The organism is Geodermatophilus siccatus (assembly GCF_900103785.1).
GTDB classification, from domain to species: Bacteria; Actinomycetota; Actinomycetes; order Mycobacteriales; family Geodermatophilaceae; genus Geodermatophilus; species Geodermatophilus siccatus.
This window is the reverse complement of the sequence record NZ_FNHE01000009.1, coordinates 117,199-132,923: the sequence shown is the minus strand read 5'-3', so window position 1 is coordinate 132,923 and position 15,725 is coordinate 117,199. Positions and strand designations below refer to the sequence as shown.

Here is a 15,725-nt window from a genome sequence, read left to right as displayed (position 1 = left end):
CCGCGCCGACAGCGCGGAGCGGGGACGTCCACCCGTCCGGGGACGCTCAGCGGTCGTCGCGGTCCCGGTCGCCGTCCCAGCTGCCGTCGCCCTCGCCGTCCCCGGACCAGGTCTGGTCGTCCGACGACGTCGGCGGCCCGGCCGTGCTCGGCGGGTCGGCGGCCTCCTCCGACTCCGTCGGGGTGCCGCTCGCCGACGGGGTCGACGTCGGGGTCGGCGTGCTGGCCGGCAGCTCCTCCTCCGGCGTGGCGGTCGGCGTGGGGGCCGCCTCGGTCGACTCGGGCGCGGGCTCCGGCTCGGGCGTCCGCCGCGGCCGCTGCGCCTCGTCGTCGGTGCCCTGGGAGACGCGGGTGGCCGGTGCGGAGTCGCGCTGCCGCGGAGCGGGCGCCGGCGCCACGGCGACGAGGACCCGCACCGTGTCGCCGGGCCGCAGTTCGGTGCCGGCCGGGTCGACGGCGGTCACGGTGCCGGGCGCGGCGTCCGCGGTGACCTGCTCCTCGCGCTGCACCAGCAGGCCCAGCGCGGACAGCGCGAGCGCCGCCTCGTCGGCCTGCCGCCCGACGTAGTCATCGGCGGCCAGCACGATCCGGGCGTCCTCGGTCTGCGCGGCGACCACGGTCGGCCCGGCGTCCTCGTCGCTGGACACGGCCACGAAGACCCCGGCGGCCGCGCCGGCACCGAGCAGCAGCGTCACCACCGGCACCAGGACGGCGGCCGGCCAGCGGCGGCGCGGCGCCGGCGGTCCGACGGTCCGGGCGCCGGGTGCGGCAGGGGTGCCGGCCGTCGCGGGCGGGACGGCGAGGCTGCGGGTGGGGGCGGGCTCGGGCACGGGGCGGCCGGCGCGGACGTCCTCGACCGCGGCGACGAACGCCGCGCCGTCCGGCATGCGGGAGGCCGGGTCTTTGGCCAGCGCGCGGCGGATCAGCCTCCGCACGTCGCGGGGCAGGTCGTCGGGCAGCGGCTCGGGGTCGTCGCGCACCTGCTTGAGCGCGATCGTCACGGCGTTGTCCCCGTCGAAGGCGGGGTGGCCGGTCAGGCACTCGTAGCCGACCAGGCCGAGGGCGTAGACGTCGCTGGCGGGGGTGGCGTGGTGGCCCTCGGCGACCTCCGGTGCCAGGTACTGCGGGGTGCCGATCACCTGGCCGGTGCGGGTGAGCGGCACGCTGTCCGCCGACCACGCGATGCCGAAGTCGGTGATCTTCACGCTGCCGTCGTCGCGGACCAGGATGTTGCCGGGCTTGACGTCGCGGTGCACCAGCCCGACCCGGTGCGCCTCGGCCAGCGCGGAGGCGGTCTGCTCGAGCAGCGACAGCGTGACGGCAGCCGACAGCCGGCCCTCGCGCTGCAGCACCGCCGACAGCGGCTCGCCCTCGACCAGCTCCATCACCAGGTAGGCCAGCGTCTCGCCGCTGCCGTCGGTGGCCTCGGTCTCGCCGTAGTCGAAGACGGCGGCGATGTTCGGGTGGGAGAGCCCGGCGGCGTGCTGGGCCTCGGCGCGGAAGCGGGCGCGGAACGTGGGATCGCCGGTGTACTCGCTGCGCAGGACCTTCACCGCGACCGGACGACCGAGGAGGACGTCGGTGCCGCGCCAGACCTGCCCCATGCCGCCGGCGGCGATCAACTCGGCGAGCTCGTACCGCTCACCCAGGTTGCGCCGACCCGGCTCCACCACCGTGGCTCACTCCTCGCCTGCGACCCAGCCGTCGTCCACGGCCCGAGGGCGCCGGTGCCCCTCGGTCTGGATGTCCCGCACCCCTGGTGGCTACACATCGGCGCAGGACACCGGGCGTGTCGCCGACCTGGGGGGACGGCGCCGCGCGCTCCGGCCCGCGCCGCGTCCGTCCGCCATCCATCGTCCCAGCCGATCGGCTCCGTGAGGGGACGGTCCCGTCACGTTCCGGCCACGATCCGGGGCTCAGCCGGTGAACAGCGCCCGGCCCCACCAGTCGTCGTCGCCCCGGACGCCCGGTGGGCAGGCGAAGACGGCCGAGGAGGTGTGCCGGACGTACTCGTTCATGGCGTCGGTGCGCAGGTTGCGCTGCACCTGCACGAACCCCGTCGCGGGGTCGCGCTGGAAGGCGATGAAGAACAGCCCCGCGTCCAGGCGGCCCAGCCCGTCGGAGCCGTCGACGAAGCTGTACCCCCGCCGCAGGATCGCCGTCCCCGAGTTGGTCGGGTGGGCGAGGAAGACGTGGCTGCGCTCCGGGACGGCGAACTCGCCGTCGACCTGCGTGGTGAAGTCGACCGGGTCGAACTCGGCGCGCTGGCCGAGCGGGGCGCCGGAGCCCTTGGCGCGGCCGATCGTCTGCTCCTGCTCGACCAGCGAGGAGCTGTCCCACGGCTCGATGAGCATCCGGATCCGCCGGGTGACCAGGTAGCTGCCACCGGCCAGCCAGTCCGCCCCCGGGTCGCCGTCGCCGACCCACACGAACCGGTCCAGCGCCGCGGTGTTCTCGGCCTTGAGGTTGTCGGTGCCGTCCTTGAACCCGAACAGGTTGCGCGGGGTGGCCTGGCCGGTGCTGGTGGACGACGTCCGGCCGAAGCCCAGCTGCGACCAGCGGACGCTCACCACCCCGGCGCCGAGCCGCACCAGGTTCCGGACCGCGTGGACGGCGACCTGCGGGTCGTTGGCGCAGGCCTGGACGCACAGGTCGCCGCCGCTGATCGCCGGGTCGAGCTGGTCGCCGGCGAAGGCGGGCAGCTCGACCAGCGGCGCCGGGCGGCGGGCGGCCAGGCCGAAGCGGTCGGCGCCGTCGGCGGTGGTGAACAGCGTGGGGCCGAAGCCGACGGTCAGCGTCAGCCCGGACGGCGGCAGGTCGAGCGCCTCACCGGTGTCGTCCGGGGGCGCGTACGGGGAGCCGGCGAGGGCACCGACCGGGCCGGCGTCCTGCCCGGCGGTCATCCGGCGCGCGGCCGCCGTCCATGCCTGCAGCACCTCCACCAGCTCCTCGCGCCGGTCGGTGGTGACGTCGAAGGCGACGAAGTGCAGCCGGTCCTGCGCCGGGGTGACGATGCCGGCCTGGTGCGCGCCGGTGAACTCCACCGCGTCGGTGGGGCGCGGCCCCGCGGCCGTGGCCGGGTCCTCGCCCGGCCCACCCACGTCGACCGTGGCCCGGCCGATCGCGCCGCCGGCCGCGCCGGCGGCGACCACGCCCGCCGTCCCGGCGCCGAGCAGGCCGAACAGCCGGCGCCGGCTCAGCCCCCGGCCGGCGGGCGCTGGTTCGCTCATCGGGGCCTCACCTCCGGCTCATCGGCCGGCGACGACGGCCGCGACCCGGCTGACCGACTCGGTCAGCGCGGTGATGCTGTCGCTGAGGCCGCGCAGCTGCTCCTGGGTGAGCTGGTCGTAGAGCACCCAGCCGTCACCGGTGCGGTACTGCTCCAGCTCGGCCTCGGCGGCGGCGAACCGCTCGTCGATCTCGGCCACCAGGTCGGGGTCGGCCTCCTCGAGGTAGGGGCGCAGCGCCTGGACGGCGGCCTCGGAGCCCTCGAGGTTGGCGGCGAAGTCCCACAGGTCGGTGTGCGAGTAGCGGTCCTCCTCGCCGGTGATCTTGCCGGTGGCGATCTCGTCGAGCAGCGCCTTGGCGCCGTTGGCCAGCTGCAGCGGGTCCAGCGTGGTCTCGTCGGCCAGACCGGCGACCTCCTGGACGTCGGCCTGCAGCTGGTCGGCGTACGGGGCCATGCCCTCGGTGCTGCCATCGACCCACAGCGCCTGCTCGATGCGGTGGTAGCCGGTGAAGTCCTCGCCCTCCGCCTGGTCGCCCTCGCGGCCGTCGATCCGCGGGTCGAGGTCACCGAAGACCTCCGCGACCGGCTCGATGCGCTCCCAGTAGGTGCGGGCGACGGGGAACAGCGCCTTGGCGCCCTCGACGTCCCCGGCCCGGACGGCGTCGGCGAAGGCCGTCGTCTGCTCGACGAGCGCGCCGGTCTGGCTGCGCACGTACCGCTGGTAGTCGGCGCCGGCCTGGGCGAGGGTCTCGTCCTCCGACAGCTGCGCCGCCTCACCGGTGACGGTGAGGGCGCTGCGGATGCCGTCGCCCACCATGCCCGGCTTGCAGGCGGTCTCGTAGCCGCCGGCCGGCAGCTCCACGAGCAGCTCGCGGGTCAGCCCGGGGGCGATGTTCTCCACCTCGCCCATCACCCGGTCGCCCTCGGCGTAGACGTAGAACTCGGTGACCTGGTCGCCGCTGTTGGTCACCCGGAACCGGTGGGTGCCCGCGGCGAGCTCGCCGGTGGCGACGTCGCAGGCGTCATCGGTGGCCGCGACGGTGATCGTGTCGGCGGCCTCCTCGCCGGTGCCGGGGTCGCCGCCGCAGGCGGCGGTGGTCAGCGCGGCGAGCAGGCCGGCGGTGAGGAGGGGCAGGCGGCGGTCACGCACGGACATGCTCGGGAGCCTCCGGGACGCGGTGGAGCCCTGCGACGGCGTCATAGGGCAGCCTCACCTTACTCACGCCCGATCGGGACCTCGGCCGCCCGGAGCGAGACCGCCGATCTCGTACGCTCCCGGTCCCGGAGCCGGGTGAGATCGCCGATCTCGCCGCGCGGAGGGGCGCCGACGACGACGAGGAGGGGCGACGATGCCCGAGACCGTGACCCGCGAGGACGCCGGCGGGGTCGCCACCGTCACCATGCTGCGGCCGGGGCTCACCTCCCGGTCGCGGCGCGAGCTGCTCGACGTCGTCCGCGGGGTCGCGGCCGACGAGGCGGTGCGGGCCGTGGTGCTCACCGGCACCGGCCGGGCCTTCTGCGTCGGCCAGGACCTCGGCCAGCACGTCGAGGCGCTCCGCGGGGACGCCGCGACGTCGCTGTCGGTGGTCGAGGAGGAGTACAACCCGCTGGTGCTGGCGCTGGCCGCGCTGCGGGTGCCGGTGGTCGTGGCGGTCAACGGCGCCGCCGCCGGTGCCGGGCTGGGCATCGCGCTCGCCGGGGACCTGCGGGTGGCCGCTGCGGGCGCCAAGTTCACCACCGCGTTCGCCGGCGTCGGGCTGTCCAGCGACTCGGGGCTGGCCTCCCGCCTGGTGCACTGCGTCGGCGGCTCGCGGGCCGCCGAGCTGCTGCTGCTCCCCGAGCCGTTCCTCGCCGAGAGCGCCGCCGAGTGGGGGCTGGTGCACCGGGTCGTGCCGGCCGAGCAGGTGCTGGCCGAGGCGCAGGCGCTGGCCGCGCGGCTGGCCGCCGGCCCGACCGCCGCCTACCGGGCGATCAAGACGGTGCTGGCCACGGCGGCCACCGACCGCCTCGAGGACACCCTGGCGCTCGAGGCCCGGCTGCAGACCGAGCTGGGCCGCACCGCCGACCACCGGGAGGCCGTCGAGGCCTTCCTGGAGAAGCGCACCCCCCGGTTCACCGGTCGCTGACAGAAGGCCACCCTTCCCCCCCCACGCCTCGCGGGCTCGGCGCGGGACCCTGCCGGGGGGCCGGGCCGGCGGCCGGCTGGTTGTGGGGGCGCGCAGGCGGTGACAGGCTGCGACGGTCCGGCGGTCAGGCCCACGGGGGGAGCGACACGTGGCGGGGTCCACCAGGTCCGAGCAGGGACCGACGACAGCACACCGCCCCCTGCCGCGGCGGGTCGTGCTCACCGGCAACGTCGCCGCACCGCCGCCCCCGGCGCGGCCGGCGGTGACCAGCGACATCGCCCCGCCGCTCCCCCGGAGCCGGCCGCCCCGGCCCGCGACCGTGCGGGCGGCCGTGGCGCTGTGGTGGGCCGGCTGCCTGGCCGCGGTCACCGGCATCTCGGCGGCGCTGCTGGACCTCGGCGCGCTCCGCGACCGGCTCGCCGTGCTCGCGACCGCCGAGGACCCCGCCGCGCCCGCCGACCTGGTCACCGACGGGGTGCGGGCCACCATCGCGCTGGTGCTCGGCGGGGTGGGAGCGCTCGTCGCCGTCTCCCTGGTGTGGACGGCGCTGGTGCTGCGGGGTTCCGGGTGGGCGCGGTGGGCGCTGGTCCTCACCGTGGTACCCGCGGTGCTGGTCCTCGACGTCGCGCAGACCGTCGTCACGGGCGGCGCCGACCTCGACCGGTGGGCGCTGGTCGCCGCCGCCGTGCTGTGCGTGCTCGCCGTCGTCCCGCTGTTCAGCCGGTCAGCGCGGGCGGCCGGCCGCCGCTGAGCGGTCCAGGGCGGCGAGCAGCGCCTCGCAGGCCCGGACGACGACCTCCGCGGCGTCCGCGGTCGCCCGACCGGCGAGCGGGTCGTCGGCGGCGGTCCGCCACCGGGCCAGGGCCTCGAGCGCCGCCTGCCGCAGCGCGTCGTCCGGGGTCCCGGCGGGCAGCCCGAGCCGTGCGGCCGGGCCGGTGCCCTCGGCGCCGAGCAGCCGCTCCCCCTCGGCCCGCAGCTCCGGCGGCAGCGGGCCGTGCGGGGCACGGGACCGGGCCAGCAGGGCGAGCTCGCCGAGGTCCGGGGTGGCCAGGCGCAGCCGCTCCAGCTCCGCCCGCAGCTCGTCGTCGCCCTCGACGGGGTGCTCGGCGAGCACCTCCTCCACCAGTCGCAGCGCCGTCCCGGCCCGCAGCTGCGCGCCGCGCTCGGTGAAGTGCACCCGCAGCAGCCGCTGCAGCTCGGCCAGGCCGCTGCGCCGGAGCAGCTCCTCGGCCAGCGCGGTGGCGTCCGGGACACCGGCCCGCACCAGCGCGATGGACAGCCGGATGCCGAACAGGCCCAGGCGGTCCAGCAGCGCGGTCCGCACCTCCGCCGGGAGCGGCACCGGCGCCTCCGGCCGGGTGAAGCGGTCCGCGGTCAGCAGCATCCGCGACACCTGCTGCTGGTCGGCGCCGGCCAGCGCCCGCAGCGCGACGAAGTCGCCGTGCCGCAGCGTCCGGCCGGCCAGCGCCAGCAGCCCGGCGACGGGGACCACCGCGGAGCTCACCGCCGCGACCTGCGGGTCGGCCGACATCCGGCGGGCCACGGCGTCGGCAGCGTGCAGCGCGTCGAGACGCCCGGCTCCGACCTCGTCGGCGCGGGACAGGACGGTGATCGTCGTCGTCAGCGCCCCCTCCCCGCCGGTGCCGGCCTGGAAGGCGGCCAGGACGGCGACGTCCTCGGGCTGCGGCTGACGGGTGAGGAAGACGATCGCGTCGGCACCGGCCACGCCGTCGTCGGCGCCGAGGAAGCCGTGCGTGCGTGCGCTCGTGCCGGTGGACAGCGACGCGATCCCCGGGGTGTCGACGACGGTCGCCCGCAGCAGGTCGTCGGTCGGCCAGTCCACGACCAGCTGCGCGATCTCCTCCGGCGGGGTGCCGCCGAGCTCCAGCCGCAGTCCGCCGTCCGCGCGGCGCACCGGCAGGGTCCGCCGTCCGCCGTCGGTGCCGTGCAGCTCCACGCGCGGGGTGGCGCCGTGCCGGTAGAGGGTGACCACCCGGGTGCACTCACCGGCGTCGGTGGGCGCGACCCGGGCGCCGACCAGGGCGTTGAGCAGCGTCGACTTGCCCGACTTCACCCGGCCGACCAGGGCCAGGCGCAGCGGCTCGTCCAGCCGCCGCCGCTGGGCCTCGAGCCGGGCAGCGGCCGCGGGGACGTCGGCGTAGTGCGCCACCGCGTCGTCGAGCAGCGCGCGGACGGCGTCCAGGGCGGTGCTGCCCGCCTCCGCGCCGGACCTCGCCGGTCCGGTCACGAGGCCTCCTCGCTGGCGCTCGTCGGCGTCGTGACCGACGGTGCCCTGCCCACGCGTGGACTCGCGAGCTCGGTCACGGAGCCGCCACCGCGGCCCGCTCCAGGGCGCGGACGTCGGCGGCCAGCCGGTCGAGCTGGTCGCGCCGCTGGCGCAGCGAGCGGATGCGGGCGTCGCGCTCGGCGGTGGCCTCCCGGGTGGCGCGCTGGGCGGCGGCGACCGCGTCGGCCAGCGACCGGGACATCTCCTCGGCGGTGTCGGTGATCAGGTCGCGCAGGGTGCGGGAGACGGTGCGGAGCCGGTCCTTGAGGTGCTTGGCGACCTGGAACACCACCTCGTCGAGGTGCCGCCGGACCACGGCCTTGGCCTCCGACCGGCGTCGCTGCAGGCGCTGCTGCTGGTCGTCGCGGTAGGCCTTGCGCCCGAGCAGGATGCCCGCGGCCAGCGAGACCGGGTTGATGATCGCCATCCCGGCCAGGCTGGTGACCAGCCCGGTCATGAGGACGCCGGTGTAGGAGCCGCGCAGCCCGATGAGGGTCCGCTCGCGCAGCGTCATCGCGCCGTCGTCGACCGTCGGCAGCTCCACCAGGCCGGCCAGCGCCTCACCGGCGGCGCCGACGGTCAACGCGGGGACCGCACCGCCGCCGTCCCGGGCGAACTGCTCGATGACCCGCTCGGCGAGCCACTCCGAACGCTGCTCGGCCCAGACGTAGCTGTCGGCGACCGCAGCGGCGATGCGCCGGTCCAGCCACTCGGACAGCTCGGGCCACATCGGGCCGGGGTCCTGGGCGTCGATCGCCTCCTCGGCCTCGCGGACCACCACCCGGGAGCGGTCGCGCAGGTCGAAGTCGATGTCGGCCACGAGGTCGGTGACGCCGTCGGTGAGCACCTGCTGCCAGCGGGACGAGCGGCGGCGCAGGTCGTCGGCGGCGGCCCGGGCCTGCTCGAGCCCGCGCACCAGCTCCTCGCGTGCGGACGGGTCCTCCAGGCCGGCCAGCTCGGTGCGCACCGCCAGGGAGAGGTGCTCGGTGACCGCGCGCAGGTCGTGCACCAGCGCGCGGCGGGTGAGCACCTCAGCGCGGTCGACGACCTCGCGGCGCAGGTGGGTGACCAGGGCGCCGATCCCGGACTCCTCGTGCAGCTCCCGGTCGCGGTGCTGCACCGCCAGCTGGGCGAGGGCGGCGGACACGGCGAACAGCGGCGCCTCGATGCCCCGGCGGGCGAGGTGGCCCCGGTCGAGCTCGGCCACCTCGCGCCAGTGCGGGCAGGCGTCGGTCTTGGTCAGCACGCAGACGACCGTCGGGCACAGGGCGGCGGCCTGCTCGAGGAAGGCCATCTCCGGGGCGGTGAACTCCTGGCTGGCGTCGGACACCACCAGGACGGCGTCCGCGGTGGGCAGCAGGTCGACGGTGCGCAGCGCCCGCTGCGCGCCCACGCCGCCCACGCCGGCGGTGTCGACCAGCTCCAGCCCGTCGAGCAGCCGGCGGGGCAGCTCCACCTCGGCCTGCACCAGCCGGTCGGTCCCCTCGCCGGTGACGCGGGCGGCCACCTGGTCGACCGGGACCGGCACCCGCTCGGTCGGCCCGTCGTCGTCCGGCGAGCCACCACCGATCCCACCCGGCCCCGTGGCCAGGACCAGGCTGGCGCGCGGCGCCTCCCCGGCGCGCACCACGGTGGGGACGACGGTGGCCACGTCGTCGGCCACCGGGCAGACCGGGGCGCCGACCAGGCCGTTGACCAGCGAGCTCTTGCCCTGCTTGGGCTCGCCGACGACGAGGACGCGGACCCGCGGGTCGGCGCTGCGGGCCCGGGCCTGGAGCAGCCGGCGCTGCAGGTCCGGCCGCCCGCAGACCTCCGCGAGCGCTCCCGCCCGGTCGAGCAGCTGCGCTGACGTTCCCACGGGCACACACCTCCTGACGTCCCGGTCCTACCACCCGGGGCTCCCTGCGGGGGACAACCGCGGACAGCCGGGTCCCGGTCGCCCCCCGTGCAGCGACCGGGACCCGGTGTACCGCGGGGGTCAGCCGACCGTGACGTCCCCCGTGTCCTGCGCGTCGACGTGGTAGTCCTCGTCGACGTCGACCGAGTTCTCGGTGTAGCTGTTGCCGGTGTCCTCGACGCTGTTGTCGGTCTCGGAGTTGTCCGACAGGTCGTTGCCGTTGAACGAGCTGTCGACCCCGTCGTCGTCGGACAGGTCGTTGCCGTTCAGCGACCCGTTGAACGAGTCGTCCACGCCGTCGTCGTCGGACAGGTCGTTGCCGTTGAACGAGTCGTTGACGCTGTTGTCCGTCTCGGAGTTGTCCGAGTGGTCGTTCCCGATGTCCTCGTTGCCGTTGAACGAGTCGTCGACCCCGTCGTTGTCCTGCGAGAGGTCGTTGCCGTTGAACGAGTCGTCGATCCGCACCGAGTTGTCGTTGCCGACGTTCTCCGAGTCCTCGACCACGGTCACGTCGTCCACCCGCACGGAGGTGTTGTCGCCGACCTGGCCGCCGCGGTCGGCGACGACGTCGTTGTCCTCGTTGCCGTTGAAGCTGTCCACGGCCTGGTCGCCACCGGTGTTGACGGGGCTGTCGTCGATGTCGACGTCCACGTCGACATCGGTGTCGTAGGAGTCGCTCACCGAGTGGTCGCTGTTGTCGACCGAGGAGTCCTCGACGTCGTCACCGGCGACGATGCCGCCCTCGTTGTCGATCTGCGTGACGTCGCCCCGGACGTCGCCGAAGATCGCCTGGGCGTCGCCGCTGACCCAGATGCTGTGCGAGGCGTCGATCTCGACGGTCGTCTCGGTGTGCGAGTAGTGCACCTCCTGCAGGTGGGTGATGACCACCGTCTCGGTGCCCCCGGCCGGCGCGGGGGCGTGGGAGTGGCCGCTCCCGGCCTGGCCCTCGTCCTCGTCGTCGTCGCACTCGTCGCGGTCCACCGGCGCGACGCCGCCGGAGGAGTGCTCGTCCTCGTCGTCGTCGACCGGCCTCGGGTGGTGGTGTCCGCCCCGGTCCTCGTCGGCGTCGCAGGAGTCCCCGCGGCCACCCCCACCGGAGTCGTGGTCGTCCCGGCCGCCGCCGTGGGAACCGCCCCCGTGGGAACCGCCCCCGTGGGAGCCACCGCCGCTCCAGCCGCCGACGGTGGCGTAGTCCGACACCATCGGCGCGAGGTCGGCCACGTCCGCCGGCGTGCTGTCGGACAGGCCGGCCGCGTCCAGCGCGGCCTGCGGGTCGGCCTCGTAGGCCGCGGCCTTCTCCGGGTCGCGGAACAGGTCGAGGATGAAGTCGAGCAGCGTGCTCGCGACGGTCGACATGGCTGCACTCCTGGGTCTCGAGCCGCCCACCGTCGGCCGGCTGTTGCGGCGCAGTCCACGCCCGGCCGCCGTTCCCCGGCATCGGGGAGACGCCCCCCATCGCCGGACCCGTATGGGGGATGACCGCTGACGCTCCGTTAGGGGCTGCGGGGTGTCGCCCCCTCCTCACCGTGCGCTGCGGAGCGGCGCCCGTGACACGCGGGACAGGGCGGACGTCAGGGACATACGTTGCGATGCGACCCCGACCGGTCCGCAGTCGGACCCGGGGACTCGTGTGGTCAGGGGGGCCTGTGCGCATCGGCGAGTACGGGGTGGGGATCGACGTCGGGGGCGGTGCGGTCTCCGCGGCGGTCTGCGGGCCGGACGGCACGGCGGTGCCGCTGCCGCTCGGCGAGGGACCGGTCGCGGCAGCGGTCGGGGACGACGGGCGGGTCGCCCTCGTCCCGGCCGACGGGACGGCGGGCCGCGCGCCCCTGGTGGCGCGGGTGGGCGACCCGGTGCCGGTGTACGCCGCAGGTCGCGCGGTACCGGCCGCCGAGCTGGTGGCCGACGTCGTCCAGCACGTGCGGGGGCTCGCCGCCGAGCAGGAGGGCCGGCCCGACGCGTGGACGGTGGTGACCGTGCCGCCGTCCTGGGCCGGCCACCGCTGCACCGCCCTGGCCGGCGCGCTCACCGCCGCCGGCGTCCCGCGCTTCTCCCTGGTGTCCTCCGCCGTCGCGGCCGTCGCCGCGCACGTCGCGGCCGGGGACCTGGCGCCCGAGCCGACGGTCGCCGTCTACGACCTGGGCGCCGGGTCGCTGGACACCGCCGTGGTGGGCCCCGGCCCGGAGCGGCCGCTGGTGCACCTCGCCGCCCCGCCGGCGCCGCTGCCCTGGGGTGGGCGGGACGTCGACGACGAGGTCCTCGCCCACGTCCTCGACTGCCTGGGCGCACCCCCCGGGGACGCCCGGGCGCTGCGGGGAGCCTGCCGGGCGGCCAAGGAGGCGCTGTCGACGGCCACCGTGGTCCGGATCGGGACCGACGGGCCGGACGGACCGGTCCGGCTCACCCGCGAGGAGCTCGACGAGGTGCTGGCCGGGCCGGTGCGGGAGTCGGCCGAGGCGCTCGCCGCCACGGTGGCGGCCGCGGGCCTGGAGCCCGCCGACCTGGACGCCGTGGTGCTGGCCGGTGGCGGCGTGCGGGTGCCGCTGGTCGCCGAGGTCCTCTCCGACGAGCTGGGCCGGCCGCTGGTCGTGAGCGGGGACCCCGCACTGACCCCTGCCCTCGGTGCGGCCGCGCTGGCGGCCGAGGCGCTGGCAGCCGAGGCCCTGCCGCGAGAGGCACCCGCCGCCGCGCCGCCCACCGAGCTGCCGGACGTGCCGTCCGACGCCGTGGACCCGCAGCCGGTGCTCCCTCGGCCGCGCACGCCTCGGGGGCGGCACCGTCCGGGGTCCCCTACCCGCGCGGCCACCGGGCCTGCCGCGCGGCGGAGCGGGCGGGTGCGCCGCGGCGCGGTCGTGGCCGGCCTCGCGCTCGGGCTGCTCCTGCTGGGGCCCGCGGCGGCCGGGCTGTTCGACGCCGTCCTGCCGCCCGGCCCCACGGGACAGTCCGCCTCCGGGGCCGACGACGGCAGCGTCATCGCCCGCGGGACGGCCATCGTGGGCGGCGGCTCCACCGCGCGTGCCGCCGAGAAGGCCGTGGGCGGCTCCACCGCACGAGCCGCGGAGAGCTCCGGGGGCGGCGCGTCGCGGACGGCGGCCGACCCCACGGGCTCCCCCCGGACCAGCCTGGCCGCCGCCATCGCCACCGCGGCCCGCAGCAGCACGCCGTCCGCCTCCGGCAGCGCGGCGTCGACGAGGGACCGCACCGCACCCGGGACCACGGCGTCCGCCCCCAGCCCCTCCCGGGCCGCCGCCGGCGGGACCCCGTCCGGCACGGCGTCACCGGGTGCCCCGGCGCCCGGGACGGCGGGGCGACCGTCCCCGTCCGTCCCGGCTCCCGTCGTCGAGGAGCCGACCGGGAACGGGCAGCCGACCACCTCGCCGCCCCCGGTCCCCCCACCGACGGCCGCCCAGCCGCCGGTCTCCCGACCGCCCGTGTCCCGGCCGCCGGTCCCTGCTCCCTTCACGCCGGACCCGCCGGCCCAGCAGCCGCCGGCCTCCCAGGCCCCCGTGGACCCGACGCCGGCGCCGGTGCCCGAGCCGACCGACGCCCCCTCGACCGACGCCCCTGCGACCGACGCCCCTGCGACCGAACCGGCTGCCTCGGCAGAGGGGCCGGCGTGAGCGCGGCGACCGGGTGGGGCCCGGAGCTGGTGCGCGAGCTGACCGCCTCCACCGGCCGGGTGCCCGCCGTCGTGACCGTGGTGGGCCCCGGGGGGACCGGGAAGTCGCTGCTGCTGGCCGAGCTGGCGACGGCGCACGAGCGGGCCGGGCTGGCGGTGCTGGACGCCGTCCCGGAGGACCCGGCCGCGCTGCCCGGACCCGTGGTGGTCCTCGTCGACGACGCGCACCACCTGTCCGACGCCGACGTGGCCCGCCTGGGCGCGCTGCTGCGCTCACCGGCCGCCCGCGTGGTGCTGGCGCAGCGCCCGTGGCCGCGGCCGGCCCCACTGGGCGCGCTGCTGGCCGAGGTCGGTCCCGCCCGGCGCACCGTCGTCCTCGGGCACGCCGACCGGGCCCGGCTGCGCGAGTGGGCCCGGGAGCTGCTGGGCGAGGCCCTGGCGCCCCCGCTCGCCGACGCCGTCCTGACCCAGACCGGCGGGCTGCCCGCGTTCGCCGTCCCGCTGCTGCGTGCGCTGGGCCGACGCGGCGGCGTCCCCGGGCAGCCGGGGCGGCTCGTGGTGCCCGACGAGGTCACCGACCGGGTCCGGGCCGACCTGGCGGCCGTGGCGGAGGAGACCCGCGCGCTGCTGCACGCCCTCGCGGCCGGGGCACCGCTGGACGAGGACGTGCTGGGCGAGCTGCTCGGGGTGTCGCCGGACCGGGCGGTCGACCTGCTGGAGGCCGGCCGGGCCACCGGGCTGCTGCTGGGCACCGGCGAGGTGGTGCCGCTGGCGGCCCGGGCGCTGCTGGCGGTCACCCCGCCCGACGTGACGCGGCGGGTCCGCCGCCAGCTGCTGGCGCTGCTGGTCGAGCGCGGTGACGAACCGGTCGAGCTGGCCCGGCGGCTGGCCGCCGAGCGGGTGCGGGACCGGCACGCCGCCCGGCTGCTCGAGCGGCACGGCGAGGCGGCGCTCACCGACGACCCGGCACTGGCCGCGGAGCTGCTCGGCGAGGCGGCGCGCAGCGGGGCGCCGGTGGCGTCGCTGGCCGGCCGGCGCGCGCAGGCCGCCGCGCTGGCCGGGGACCTCGACGGCGCGCTGCAGTGGGCCGACACCGCGCTGGCCGACGAGACCGCCCCGGACCGGGCGCGAGCGGCCGGCGTGACCGCGGCCGTCCTGGCCCAGCGGGGGCTGCTGTCCCGCGCCGCGGGGCTGTGCCGGCTGGCCGGGGCCGAGCGCGCGGGGTCGGCGGCGCTGGCGCTGCTGGCGACCGGCGAGCCCGCCGCGGCAGCCGCCGCCCTCGAGGCGGCGCGCACCGCCTGCGAGGTGCCCACGGTGCTGTCGGTGAGCGAGGAGCTGACCGCGCAGGGGGTGCTCCAGTCGCTGCGCACAGGGGACGGCGCCGCCGCGGACATCGCCGCCGCGCTGTCGACGCTGACCCGCGCCGCCGCGCTGCTCGAGCCGGTGGGCCGCACCGCGCTGCTCGTCGACTCCCCCGCCGCGCTCGCCGCACTGGTCGCGCTGCACAGCGGGGAGCTGGGCGTGGCCGAGTCGGTGCTGCAGCGGGCGGTCGACGCCGACCTCGGTGGCCCCCCGTGCCGGCGCCGGCACCGGCTGCTGCTGGCCTGGATCGCGATGCTGGCCGGCCGGTTCACCCAGGCGCGGGAGCAGATGGCGCGGGCGCAGGAGGGCGGCAGCCCGCTCGAGCCGCGCGACGACGTCGTCCTGCAGGCCCTGGAGGTGGGGCTGGCGCGGCGCAGCAGCGACCTGCCGGCCCTGGTGCGCGCGTGGGTGCGGGCGCGCGAGGCGGTGGTCCGCCACCCGGTGGACCTGTTCACCCTGCTGCCGCTGGGCGAGCTGGTGGTGGCCGCGGCACGGCTGCGGGACGGCGACCGGCTGCGCCCGCACCTGGCCGAGGCCCAGGCGTTGCTGGCGCGACTGGGCGACCCGGAGCTGTGGGCGACCTCGCTGCACTGGAGCGGCGCGCAGGCGGCGATCCTGGCCGACGACCCCGAGGGGCTGCGGCCGCACGCGGCGGCGCTGGTCGCGGCGGCACGGACCAGCCCCTACGCGGCCACGGTGGCGCGGGCCGGGCGGACCTGGCTGCAGGTGCTGTCGGGGGAGGTCGACCCCGACGAGGTGGTGGCCGCGGCCGAGCAGCTCACCGCGGTGGGGCTGGGCTGGGACGGGTCGCGGCTGGCCGGCCAGGCCGCGGCGCGGGCGACCGAGCAGCGGGCCCGCTCGGTGCTGCTGGCCTGCGCCCGGTCACTGGCCGACAGCGCCGGCTGCGAGACCGCACCGGCGGTGCCGGTGCCGCGGCCGGCCGGACACGGCACCTCCCAGCCCTCGCCCCCGGCGGTGGGCACCGGGACGCTCAGCGACCGGGAGCGGGAGGTGGCCCGGCTGGTCGTGGCCGGGCAGACCTACCGCGAGATCGGCGGGCGGCTCTACATCTCCGCGAAGACGGTGGAGCACCACGTCTCCCGGATGCGCCAGCGGCTGGGCGCGGGCACCCGGTCGGACCTGCTGGCCCGGCTGCGGGCCGAGCTGGCCGAGGAGCCCGCCTAGCGCGGTCCCGGCCAGAGCCTG

Annotated in this window: 10 protein-coding genes; 4 read left to right on the top strand and 6 right to left on the bottom strand. The window is 77.5% G+C overall.

Going from position 1 to position 15,725, the window contains the following annotated elements:
- Window positions 1-46: 46 nt before the first annotated feature.
- The 3 genes from BLS21_RS17005 to efeO all read right to left on the bottom strand — a co-directional run bounded on the left by BLS21_RS17005 (window position 47) and on the right by efeO (window position 4,384).
- On the bottom strand, window positions 47-1,672 hold the full coding sequence (locus tag BLS21_RS17005) for a serine/threonine-protein kinase (RefSeq protein ID WP_091221122.1): 1,626 nt from the start codon (window positions 1,670-1,672) through the stop codon (window positions 47-49).
- A gap of 243 nt (window positions 1,673-1,915) precedes the next feature.
- Complete coding sequence (efeB, locus tag BLS21_RS17000) at window positions 1,916-3,229, bottom strand: iron uptake transporter deferrochelatase/peroxidase subunit (protein WP_091221120.1); 1,314 nt, start codon at window positions 3,227-3,229, stop codon at window positions 1,916-1,918.
- A gap of 18 nt (window positions 3,230-3,247) precedes the next feature.
- Window positions 3,248-4,384, bottom strand: coding sequence for an iron uptake system protein EfeO (gene efeO, locus BLS21_RS16995; protein WP_091221116.1), 1,137 nt, complete (start codon window positions 4,382-4,384; stop codon window positions 3,248-3,250).
- Window positions 4,385-4,577: 193 nt separating this feature from the next.
- Between efeO and BLS21_RS16990 the strand changes: the two genes are divergently transcribed.
- Together BLS21_RS16990 and BLS21_RS25230 are read left to right on the top strand one after the other, a co-directional pair.
- Complete coding sequence (locus BLS21_RS16990) at window positions 4,578-5,354, top strand: enoyl-CoA hydratase-related protein (protein ID WP_091221113.1); 777 nt, start codon at window positions 4,578-4,580, stop codon at window positions 5,352-5,354.
- 148 nt (window positions 5,355-5,502) lie between these two features.
- The gene (locus tag BLS21_RS25230) at window positions 5,503-6,105 is read left to right on the top strand and encodes a hypothetical protein (RefSeq protein ID WP_175479606.1); all 603 of its coding nucleotides are present in this window, start codon (window positions 5,503-5,505) and stop codon (window positions 6,103-6,105) included.
- Here the strand turns inward: BLS21_RS25230 and BLS21_RS16980 are convergent.
- The 3 genes from BLS21_RS16980 to BLS21_RS16970 all read right to left on the bottom strand — a co-directional run bounded on the left by BLS21_RS16980 (window position 6,079) and on the right by BLS21_RS16970 (window position 10,894).
- A complete protein-coding gene (locus BLS21_RS16980; RefSeq protein ID WP_091221107.1) occupies window positions 6,079-7,602 on the bottom strand; it encodes a dynamin family protein in 1,524 nt (507 codons plus the stop codon). The two genes, BLS21_RS25230 and BLS21_RS16980, sit on opposite strands and share 27 nt — an antisense overlap.
- 73 nt (window positions 7,603-7,675) lie before the next feature.
- Window positions 7,676-9,499, bottom strand: coding sequence for a dynamin family protein (locus BLS21_RS16975; RefSeq protein WP_091221105.1), 1,824 nt, complete (start codon window positions 9,497-9,499; stop codon window positions 7,676-7,678).
- A 120-nt stretch (window positions 9,500-9,619) separates the two neighbouring features.
- Window positions 9,620-10,894, bottom strand: coding sequence for an IniB N-terminal domain-containing protein (locus BLS21_RS16970; protein ID WP_091221102.1), 1,275 nt, complete (start codon window positions 10,892-10,894; stop codon window positions 9,620-9,622).
- Between the two features lie 290 nt (window positions 10,895-11,184).
- Here BLS21_RS16970 and BLS21_RS16965 point away from each other — a divergent pair, with 290 nt between their 5' ends.
- Window positions 11,185-13,158: an Hsp70 family protein gene (locus BLS21_RS16965; protein ID WP_091221100.1), complete on the top strand. Its 1,974-nt coding sequence runs from the start codon at window positions 11,185-11,187 to the stop codon at window positions 13,156-13,158.
- Window positions 13,155-15,704, top strand: coding sequence for a helix-turn-helix transcriptional regulator (locus BLS21_RS16960; protein ID WP_091221096.1), 2,550 nt, complete (start codon window positions 13,155-13,157; stop codon window positions 15,702-15,704). Before BLS21_RS16965 ends, BLS21_RS16960 begins: the two co-directional genes overlap by 4 nt.
- Window positions 15,705-15,725: the final 21 nt, after the last annotated feature.

Excerpts from the sequence above, each read along its gene's own strand:
- efeB (WP_091221120.1), bottom strand. The coding sequence starts at position 3,229 with ATGAGCGAACCAGCGCCCGCCGGCCGGGGGCTGAGCCGGCGCCGGCTG.
- efeO (WP_091221116.1), bottom strand. The coding sequence starts at position 4,384 with ATGTCCGTGCGTGACCGCCGCCTGCCCCTCCTCACCGCCGGCCTGCTC.
- BLS21_RS16990 (WP_091221113.1), top strand. The coding sequence starts at position 4,578 with ATGCCCGAGACCGTGACCCGCGAGGACGCCGGCGGGGTCGCCACCGTC.
- BLS21_RS16970 (WP_091221102.1), bottom strand. The coding sequence starts at position 10,894 with ATGTCGACCGTCGCGAGCACGCTGCTCGACTTCATCCTCGACCTGTTC.